General features: G+C 65.1%; 7 protein-coding genes. 4 read left to right on the top strand and 3 right to left on the bottom strand.

What is annotated here, in order from left to right:
• From A985_RS24565 to purN, 3 genes are all read right to left on the bottom strand, one after another.
• The coding region (locus A985_RS24565) for a mechanosensitive ion channel family protein (protein ID WP_157211388.1) at positions 1–1,353 on the bottom strand (1,353 nt) is incomplete at its 3' end.
• A gap of 46 nt (positions 1,354–1,399) precedes the next feature.
• Entirely contained in the window at positions 1,400–2,671 is a 1,272-nt protein-coding gene (locus tag A985_RS0107470) for an RsmB/NOP family class I SAM-dependent RNA methyltransferase (RefSeq protein WP_017232779.1), read from the bottom strand.
• Between the two features lie 194 nt (positions 2,672–2,865).
• On the bottom strand, positions 2,866–3,516 hold the full coding sequence (gene purN / locus A985_RS0107465) for a phosphoribosylglycinamide formyltransferase (RefSeq protein WP_017232778.1): 651 nt from the start codon (positions 3,514–3,516) through the stop codon (positions 2,866–2,868).
• Between the two features lie 238 nt (positions 3,517–3,754).
• Between purN and A985_RS0107460 the strand changes: the two genes are divergently transcribed.
• The 4 genes from A985_RS0107460 to coaBC all read left to right on the top strand — a co-directional run bounded on the left by A985_RS0107460 (position 3,755) and on the right by coaBC (position 9,577).
• On the top strand, positions 3,755–4,747 hold the full coding sequence (locus A985_RS0107460) for a bifunctional riboflavin kinase/FAD synthetase (protein WP_026131737.1): 993 nt from the start codon (positions 3,755–3,757) through the stop codon (positions 4,745–4,747).
• Between the two features lie 159 nt (positions 4,748–4,906).
• Positions 4,907–7,744 (top strand): isoleucine--tRNA ligase, encoded by a 2,838-nt coding sequence (ileS, locus tag A985_RS0107455; RefSeq protein WP_017232776.1) that lies wholly within the window; start codon positions 4,907–4,909, stop codon positions 7,742–7,744.
• Positions 7,744–8,289, top strand: a complete 546-nt coding sequence (lspA, locus tag A985_RS0107450; RefSeq protein WP_017232775.1) for a signal peptidase II — start codon at positions 7,744–7,746, stop codon at positions 8,287–8,289. The genes ileS and lspA overlap by 1 nt, the downstream gene beginning before the upstream one ends.
• A gap of 76 nt (positions 8,290–8,365) precedes the next feature.
• The gene (coaBC, locus tag A985_RS0107445; protein ID WP_017232774.1) at positions 8,366–9,577 is read left to right on the top strand and encodes a bifunctional phosphopantothenoylcysteine decarboxylase/phosphopantothenate--cysteine ligase CoaBC; all 1,212 of its coding nucleotides are present in this window, start codon (positions 8,366–8,368) and stop codon (positions 9,575–9,577) included.
• Positions 9,578–9,659 lie beyond the last annotated feature (82 nt).

The raw sequence follows: 9,659 nt of genomic DNA, 5'->3' as shown, positions 1-9,659 counted from the left end.
GAGTTCAGACGATTCTGCCGGCAACGCCGGCGAATGCGCACCGCCGACCGGCACGCCATCGGTCCAATCATTCAGAATGCGTATTTCGCGCTGCGCATACGGAATTTCAATACCATGCTCACGAAATGTGCGCCAAATCCGCAAATTGATCTCGGAACGAATCGCGCCACTGCCCTGAGCCGGATCTTGCACCCAGAAGCCCATTTCGAGATCCATCCCATCCGCGCCGAAGTTCAACAACAACGCCGAAGGCGCCGGATCGGCCAACACGCGGGGAATGCCCACGGCCGCCTTGAGCATCAGCGACATCGCCAGTTCGACGTCGGCACTGTAAGCCACCTGCACGTTGACCTTGGCACGCCCGCGGGTCTCGGTAAAGGAGTGATTCTGGACGACGTTCGTCACCAGTTGCTCGTTCGGCACCAGGGCTTCGACGCCGTCCAGCCCCCGAACGACCGTATAGCGCGTATTGATCTGCGAAACCGTGCCGTGGTACGGGCTGACGGTAATGAGGTCGCCAATGCGCACCGAGCGGTCGAGCAAGATAATGAAGCCCGACACGAGATTCGACGCGATCTTCTGCAAACCGAAGCCCAGCCCCACGCCGAGCGCGCCGCCGAACACCCCGAGCACCGTAATGTCGATGCCGACGAACGACAGCGTCGTGAGCACCGCAATCAGCGTCAGCACGCCCTTGACCAGCCGCGAGAGCACCACCTTCAGATTGCCGTCGAGCGTGGCCGTGCGCATGATCCGGTCTTCAATCAGCGCCCCCACCCACATCGCCAGCACGAGCGTCACGCCAATCCAGAGCAGGCCGGAGAGGATCGAGAGCAACGTCAGATGGCTCGAGCCCACGGCGAAGCGCACGCTGGCGAGCCACTTCAGGATGTCGTCGTGGACACCGAGCACGTACGCCAGCATCGACAGCCAGGCGAGCGCCGTGAAAACACGCTCGAAGACTTTCAGCAGCCCCGACGCGTGGGGAGACGACGCGAACAATCGGCGCGCGAGATAAAACGCCAGATAGATGAGCGCAGTGCCGAAGAGCGGCACCTCCGCGAGCATCAGCAGCGAGACGTGCGTGTAGTCCTGCAGGACCACGCGCGTGAGCGCCACGCAGATCCAGCCGAAAATCGGGAAGAAGGCGCGACGCAGGCTCGACGCCCCCGCCCGGCGCGCCGGTGCGACACGCTCGAAATGACGGTCGAGCCGGCCGATCATCCAGCGCCGCAGCACGAAGGCAACGACAAGGGCGAGCGCGAGCGCCACGACCTGCCAGACGATCTGCGGTTCGCCGACATCACGCACGACATCACGCACCAATCTCGCGAAAGCCGGACTTTCCTGCATCGCTCTCTCTCTTCTTGTTTTTTGTTAGCCGACGCCGAGCACAGCGTTACGCCGAACGTCGCTCGAACACGGCGGCGAAAAAGCCGTCGGTCGCGTGGCGGTTCGGCAGCAATTCGAGATACTCGCCCGTGTCGATGTCGATTTTCTGCGCTGCAAGCAACGCATTCGCCGGTAACAACGCGAAATCCGGATGTGCGGCCGCAAACGCCTCGGCGATGGCACTGTTCTCTTCGTTCAGCAGGCTGCACGTAGCGTACACGAGACGGCCGCCCGGCTTCACCAGACGTGCTGCGCTCGCGAGGATCGACGCCTGCTTTTGCGTGAGCTCCGCGACCGACTGTGGCGACTGACGCCATTTCAGATCCGGATTGCGACGCAGCGTGCCAAGCCCACTGCAAGGGGCGTCGACCAGCACGCGGTCGATCTTGCCCGCCAGACGCTTGATCTTGCTGTCGTTCTCGCTGTCGATCATGACCGGATAGACGTTCGACAGGCCGCTGCGCGCCAGACGCGGCTTGAGCTTCGCCAGGCGCTTTTCCGAGATATCGAACGCGTAAAGGCGCCCCGTCGAACGCATCTGCGCGCCGATGGCGAGCGTCTTGCCGCCGGCCCCGGCGCAGAAGTCGACGATCATCTCCCCGCGACGCGGCGCGACCAATTGGCACAGCAACTGGCTTCCCTCGTCCTGAACTTCGATCGCACCGGAAATGAACAGCGGATGCTTTTGCAGTGCAGGCTTGCCGGCCAGACGAATGCCGTTGGGCGCGAACGGCGTCGGCTCGGCCGAAAAGCCGTCCGCACGCAGTTGCGCGAGCACATCGTCCCGGTTCGCCTTGACCACGTTCACACGGCAGTCGAGCGGCGCGGGCTGGTTAAGGGCCGCGGCGAGCGCTTCGAGTTCAGTGCCGTCGAATCGCGTGGCCAGACGCTCATAGAGCCATTCCGGCAAATTGGTGCGCACGCGAGCAGACAGGCTGGCCGGGTCGATCTGACCGACGTGCTCGAGCCACGAGACTTCATCGGGCGTTGCCACCAGTTGCACCGACGCCAGACCGCGCGTGAACGCCAGACCGAGCAATGCCAGGCGTCGCTCCAGCGGCCCGGAGCCACTGCCTGCATGCTGACCGAATTCGAGCTTGCGGCGCAGAATGGCGAAGACCGTTTCCGCCAGCACACCGCGCTCGCGGTGGCCCAGCTTGGCGTTGGCGCGGAAGTACGTGCTCACAAGCGTATCGGCCGGACCGCTGAACGTCAGCACGCTGCCGAGCAGGCGTTGCGTGTGCTCGAAGAGTGCGGGCGACAGGTGCTCGCCGCGCATGCGGGCCGTCTCGGCGGGCGGCGCCTCCGGGCGGCGATCGTTGCGTGAACGGTCGTAGCGGTCAGGGCGGACATATCGCTCCTGACGCTCTCCCGCCTGCCCGCCCTTTGACGGCTGACGGGTATCGGTGGATCGGCCACCGGCGCGATGACCGGATTGATTGGCGCCATCGCGGCGCTGTGTCGGGCGGGTGCTCATGCGTCCTCACCAAAAAGCCATTGCGGATCGGGCGTGCCGTCGGCCCCGGGCGTGGTCGTCACGCGGCCATCGGCCACGACCAGACGATCTTCCACGAACCAGCGCACGGCGCGCGGATAAATGATGTGTTCCAGCGGCAGAATGCGCTCGGCCAGCGTCTCGGGGGTGTCTCCTGCCCGCACCGGCAAGGCCGCCTGCAGGATGTACGGGCCGTGATCGAGCTCGGCCGTGACGAAATGCACGGTTGCGCCCACGACCTTGCAGCCGGCGTCGAGCGCGCGGGCGTGCGTTTGCAGACCCGGGAAGGCAGGCAACAGCGACGGGTGAATGTTCAGGAGTCGGCCGGCGTAGCGCTCGGTAAAGCCCGGCGTCAGAATGCGCATGAAGCCGGCGAGCACCACCACATCGGGCTGATGGCGATCGATCTCGGCGGCAAGTTCGGCGTCGAACGCCTCGCGCGTCTTGCCCTGGCTGGGCACCACGGCCGTAGCGATGCCGTTTTCCTGGGCGAATGCCAGGCCTTCGGCGTCGGCGCGATTGGTGATGATGGCCGCCACGCGGGCCGGCCAGCCTTCTGCGGTACAGGCACGGACGATGGCCTGCATGTTGCTGCCTCGTCCGGAAATCAGGATGACAATGTTCTTCATCGCAGGATTTTATCATTGGTGCGACGCACCAGACACGTGGCATTGACCGCGTCGTGCGCCGCGATGGCCCCGAAGCGTTTATAATTCAACGTTCTGCGGCGCCGCAATGTCGGATCGGCCGTCCTGCGCCGCCCTGGGCTCGCCCCGTCGCCGCAGGCCGGTGGGTCTTCGCATCCGCGCCGCGCGGGATTATCCACCAACGCTCAATTCGACGTCCTGACCTGACGCTTCCATTATCGTGCGAGTCTTCCGGGGTCTACCCAACGCGCAGAGCAAAGCGCCCTGCGTGCTGACGATCGGCAATTTCGACGGCGTGCACCTGGGCCACCAGGCGCTGCTCGCTCGCGTTCGCGCCTCGGCGGCCGCACGCGGCCTACCGGTGTGCGTGATGACGTTCGAGCCGCATCCCCGTGAGTATTTCATGCCCGACCGGGCGCCCGCGCGCATTTCCAACCTGCGCGACAAGTTCGAGGCGCTTCGCTCGCATGGGGTCGACCGCCTGGTGGTGGAACACTTCAACGCCCATTTCGCCGGCCAGTCGCCTGAAGACTTCGTGCGCAATATCATCGTCGACGGGTTGCACACCCGCTGGCTGCTCGTGGGCGACGACTTCCGCTTCGGCGCGAAACGCGCGGGCGACATCGAATATTTGCGCGATGCCGGCCGTCGCTTCGATTTCGTCGTCGAACAAATGCCGACCTTCGCACACGACGGCGTGCGGATTTCCAGCTCCGAAGTGCGCACGGCGCTCGCCGACGGCAATTTCGAGCGCGCCCACGCGCTGCTCGGCCGTCCGTACGCGATCACGGGCCACGTCGTGCATGGCATGAAGCTCGGCCGCAAGCTGGGCTTCCCGACGCTCAATCTGCGCATCGCCCACAAGCATCCGGCGTTGACGGGAATTTTCGTCGTGCAGGTGCATGGCCTGGCGGACCGACCGCTGCCCGCCGTGGCCAGCCTGGGTTGGCGCCCGACCGTGGACGATTCCGGGCGCGTGCTGCTCGAAGTCCACCTGCTCGATTTCGACGGCGATTGTTATGGCAAGCTGGTGCGTGTGGAATTCTTGCAGAAGCTGCGTGACGAAGCCAAATTCGACGGTCTGGCCGAACTGGAAGCGGCCATCGCGCAAGACACGCGCGAGGCGCGCGCCTACTTCGCGCATGCGCTTGATGCCAACAGCCCGAGCGCACGACGCGACTTTGCCACCTCGGCTACCGACCGAATTAGTTGATCTTCGCCCGCGTGCGCCGGCGCCCAGCGCCTCGCGCGCGGCCCGCCGCCGCCACTGGCACCTGCCCGGGCGTTGCCGCTTCCGGCCCACAAGGCCCGCCTGCAACGCCAACGGCGCGAGCGCCCTACACCTGATATTCCAAATTCGTAGCGAAGCCCCATGAGCGAAAAGAAAGCCCCGAGCAAATATCCCGTCAACCTGCTGGACACGCCGTTCCCGATGCGCGGCGATCTGCCCAAGCGCGAGCCTCAGTGGGTCAAGCAATGGCAGGACAAGAAGATCTACGACAAGATCCGCCGCGCAAGCAAAGGCCGTCCGAAGTTCATCCTGCATGACGGCCCGCCGTATGCCAACGGAGACATCCACCTCGGCCACGCGGTCAACAAGATCCTTAAGGACATGATCGTCAAGGCACGCAGCCTGGCGGGCTTCGACGCCGCCTATGTACCGGGCTGGGATTGCCATGGCATGCCGATCGAAATCCAGATCGAAAAGCAGTTCGGCAAGCACCTGCCGGTGCGCGAAGTACAGGAAAGGGCGCGCGCCTACGCGGCGGAACAGATCGAACGCCAGAAGCCCAACTTCAAGCGTCTGGGCGTGCTCGGCGACTGGGACAACCCGTATAAGACCATGAACTTCTCGAACGAAGCGAACGAGCTTCGTGCGCTCGCGAAGATCATGGAGAACGGCTACGTCTACCGCGGTCTGAAGCCGGTGAACTGGTGCTTCGACTGCGGATCCGCACTCGCCGAAGCGGAAGTCGAGTACAAGGACAAGACCGATCTGGCCATCGATGTCGGCTTTGCCTTCGCCGAGCCGGAGAAAGTCGCGAAGGCCTTCGGCCTGCCGAAGCTGCCGCGCGAAGACGGCCACATCGTCATCTGGACGACCACCCCGTGGACGATCCCGTCGAACCAGGCGCTCAATGTTCACCCGGAAGTCGAATACGCGCTGGTCTCGACCGAGCGCGGTCTGCTGATTCTGGCAAGCGAACGCGTTGAAGACTGCCTGAAGACTTACGGCCTGCACGGCGACATCGTCGCGCGCACGAAGGGCGAAGCGCTCTCGCTGATCCGCTTCCGTCACCCCTTGTCGACGGCCGACGCCGGCTACGAGCGCACCTCGCCGGTCTATCTCGGCGACTACGTGACGACCGAAACGGGGACGGGCATCGTCCACTCGGCCCCCGCCTATGGCGTGGAAGACTTCGTGTCGTGCAAGGCGCATGGCATGTCCGACGCGGATATCCGCATGCCGGTGCTGGGCGACGGACACTATCAGGACAGCCTGCCGCTGTTCGGCGGCCAGTCTATCTGGGACGCCAACCCGCAGATCGTCGAAGCGCTGCGCGAAGCCGGTACACTGTTCCACTCGTTCAAGTACACGCACAGCTACATGCACTGCTGGCGTCACAAGTCCCCGATCATCTATCGCGCGACGAACCAGTGGTTCGCGGGCATGGACGTGAAGCCGGTCGACGGCGCGCCGGGCGGCGGCAACACCCTGCGCGAGATCGCGCTCGCCGGCATCGAAGCCACCGAGTTCTTCCCGGCGTGGGGCAAGCAGCGTCTGCACAACATGATCGCGCACCGCCCGGACTGGACGCTCTCGCGCCAGCGCCAATGGGGCGTGCCGATGGCCTTCTTCGTGCACAGGGAAACCGGCGCGCTGCATCCGCGCACCCCGGAACTGCTCGAAGCCGTGGCCAAGCGCGTGGAAACCGAAGGCATCGAAGCGTGGCAAACGCTCGACCCGGTTGAGCTGCTCGGCGACGAGGCCAAGGATTACGTGAAGAACCGCGACACGCTCGACGTGTGGTTCGACTCGGGCACGACGCACTGGCATGTGCTGCGCGGCTCGCACGCGCATGAGCTGGGCTTCCCGGCCGACCTGTATCTGGAAGGCTCGGATCAGCACCGCGGCTGGTTCCATTCGTCGCTGCTCACGGCCTCGATGATCGACGGCCGCCCGCCATACAAGGCGCTGCTCACGCACGGCTTCACGGTCGACGGTCAGGGCCGCAAGATGTCGAAATCGATCGGCAACACGATTCTGCCGCAAGACGTCGCAGACAAGCTCGGTGCCGAAATCATCCGCCTGTGGGTGGCGTCGACCGATTACTCGGGCGAGCTGTCGATCTCGGACGAAATCCTCAAGCGCGTCACCGAAGGGTATCGCCGTATCCGTAACACGCTGCGCTTCCTGCTCTCGAATCTGGCCGATTACGACCACGCGAAGCACGCGCTGCCGGCCGACCAATGGCTGGAAATCGACCGCTACGCCGTGGCATTGGCCCAGTCGCTGCAAACCGAAGTGCTCGGCCACTACGACCGCTACGAGTTCCATCCGGTCGTGGCCAAGCTCCAGACGTTCTGCTCCGAGGACCTCGGCGGCTTCTACCTCGACATTCTGAAGGATCGTCTGTACACGAGCGCACCGGACTCGCCGGCCCGCCGCGCCGCCCAGAACGCCCTGTACCACATCACGCATGGCCTGCTCAAGCTCATGGCCCCGTTCCTGTCGTTCACGGCCGAAGAAGCATGGCAGGTGTTCCAGCCGGGCAATGACACGATCTTCACGGAGACGTACTACGCTTATCCGGACGTCGCGGAAGGCTCGCGTCTGCTTGAGAAGTGGTACCTCCTGCGCACGGTGCGCGGCGACGTCACCAAGGCGCTCGAAGAGGCACGCGCGGCGGAGCAGATCGGTTCGTCGCTGCAGGCCGAAGTCGACGTGCGCGTCTCGGGGCGCAAGTACGAGGTGCTGGCGAGCCTCGGCGACGACCTGCGCTTCGTGCTGATCACATCGGCGGCGGCCGTCACGCAGGTGGCGACCGAAGCCGACGAAGGCGTGATGGTCACGCCGTCCTCGCACCAGAAGTGCGAGCGTTGCTGGCACTATCGCGAAGACGTGGGCGCAGACGCGGCCCATCCCACCCTTTGTGGCCGCTGCGTGTCGAATCTGTTCGGCAGCGGCGAACACCGGAGCGCGGCATAATGGCAAGCAAGGCAGGCGCCCGTACGGGCGCACGACGCAGCAATGGCAATGGGGGCGCGCGGGGTGGCGCCGCTTATGGCTTGGCCCCGTGGCTTGGGGTCGCGGTCATCGCGATCCTGATCGATCAGGTCACCAAGCTGACGATTCTGAAGACGTTCCAGTACGGCGAGTTTCATCCGTTGACGTCGTTCTTCAATCTGGTGCTGGTGTACAACAAGGGCGCGGCGTTCAGCTTCCTGGCGGCCGCGGGCGGTTGGCAGCGCTGGTTCTTCACGCTGCTCGGTCTGGTGGCGGCGACCGTGATCATCTTCCTGCTCAAGCGCCATCACGGCCAGAAGATGTTCTGCCTGTCGCTCTCGCTGATTCTGGGCGGCGCGCTGGGCAACGTGATCGATCGGGTGATCTACGGCCACGTGATCGACTTTCTGGACTTTCACGTCGGCGGCTGGCATTGGCCGGCGTTCAACATGGCTGACTCGGCAATTTGCGTGGGCGCCGTACTGCTGGTGATCGACGAGCTGCGACGCGTGCGGCGCGGCAAATAGCGCACCGCGGATCGAGGCAAAACACCGTCGCGGCGCCCAGGAGGCGCCGCGCAGCACTTTGGAGGAGGCACTTCCTATGGATCGCGGTGAACTTGCGGGCAAGACCATCGTTCTCGGCCTGACCGGCGGCATTGCCTGCTACAAGTCGGCCGAACTCACCCGGTTGCTCATCAAGGCCGGTGCGACGGTGCAGGTCGTGATGACCGAGGCCGCCACGCAATTCATCACCCCGCTCACGATGCAGGCGCTCTCCGGCCGCCCGGTCTTCACCAGTCAGTGGGATGGCCGCATCGACAACAACATGGCGCACATCGACCTCTCGCGCGAGGCCGACGCCATTCTCATCGCCCCGGCCTCCACCGACTTTCTCGCCAAGCTCGCGCACGGCATGGCGGACGATCTGCTGTCCACGCTGTGCGTGGCGCGCGATTGCCCGCTGCTGGTGGCGCCCGCAATGAACCGTCAGATGTGGGCCAACCCGGCCACTCAGCGCAATGCGGCGACGCTGCGCGGCGATGGCGTCGCGATCCTCGGCCCCGGCAGCGGCGAGCAGGCCTGCGGCGAAATCGGCGACGGACGAATGCTCGAACCGGAGGACCTGTTCGAGGCGCTTGCCAGCTTCTTCCAGCCCAAGCGACTCGCCGGGCGCCGCGTGCTAATTACCGCCGGCCCGACTTTCGAGCCCATCGACCCGGTCCGCGGCCTGACCAACCTGTCCAGCGGCAAGATGGGCTTCGCGCTCGCGCGTGCCGCGGCGCAGGCCGGTGCCGAGGTGCATCTGATCGCCGGCCCGTGCTCGCTGGCGACGCCCTACGGCGTCACGCGCCGCAACGTCCAGACGGCGCAGCAAATGTATGACGCCGTGATGGCCGACATCTCGCACAACGACATCTTCATCGCGGTGGCCGCCGTGGCCGATTGGCGCGTGCGCGATGTAGCCCGCGACAAGATCAAGAAGGCGGGCGACGCCGACGTGCCGACGCTCGAATTCGTGCAGAACCCCGACATCCTCGCGGCCGTCGCGCAGCTGCCGACGCCGCCCTACTGCGTGGGGTTCGCAGCCGAGTCAGGCGATCTGGAGACGCATGGCGCCCAGAAGCGCAAACGCAAGCAGGTGCCGCTGCTCGTCGGCAATCTCGGGCCGGCCACGTTCGGGCAGGACGACAATGAGGTCATCCTGTTCGACGAGGCCGGGCAGCAACACCTGCCACGTGCCGACAAGGCATCGCTCGCCCAACGCCTGATCGCCGAAATCGCCGCCCGGCTTCCCTCGCGCGCGCCGGGCTGACGATCGTCTGCGCCCAACCACGCGCCGCACACCGTCTCATCGGTGTCTCGTCTGTCATCGTCGTTGTCCGACGACGCTGACA

The sequence above is a fragment of the Pandoraea sp. B-6 genome, assembly GCF_000282835.1.
GTDB classification, from domain to species: domain Bacteria; phylum Pseudomonadota; class Gammaproteobacteria; order Burkholderiales; family Burkholderiaceae; genus Pandoraea; species Pandoraea cepalis.
The sequence above is the reverse complement of the archived record's forward strand: the minus strand, read 5'-3'. Positions and strand labels throughout refer to the sequence as shown.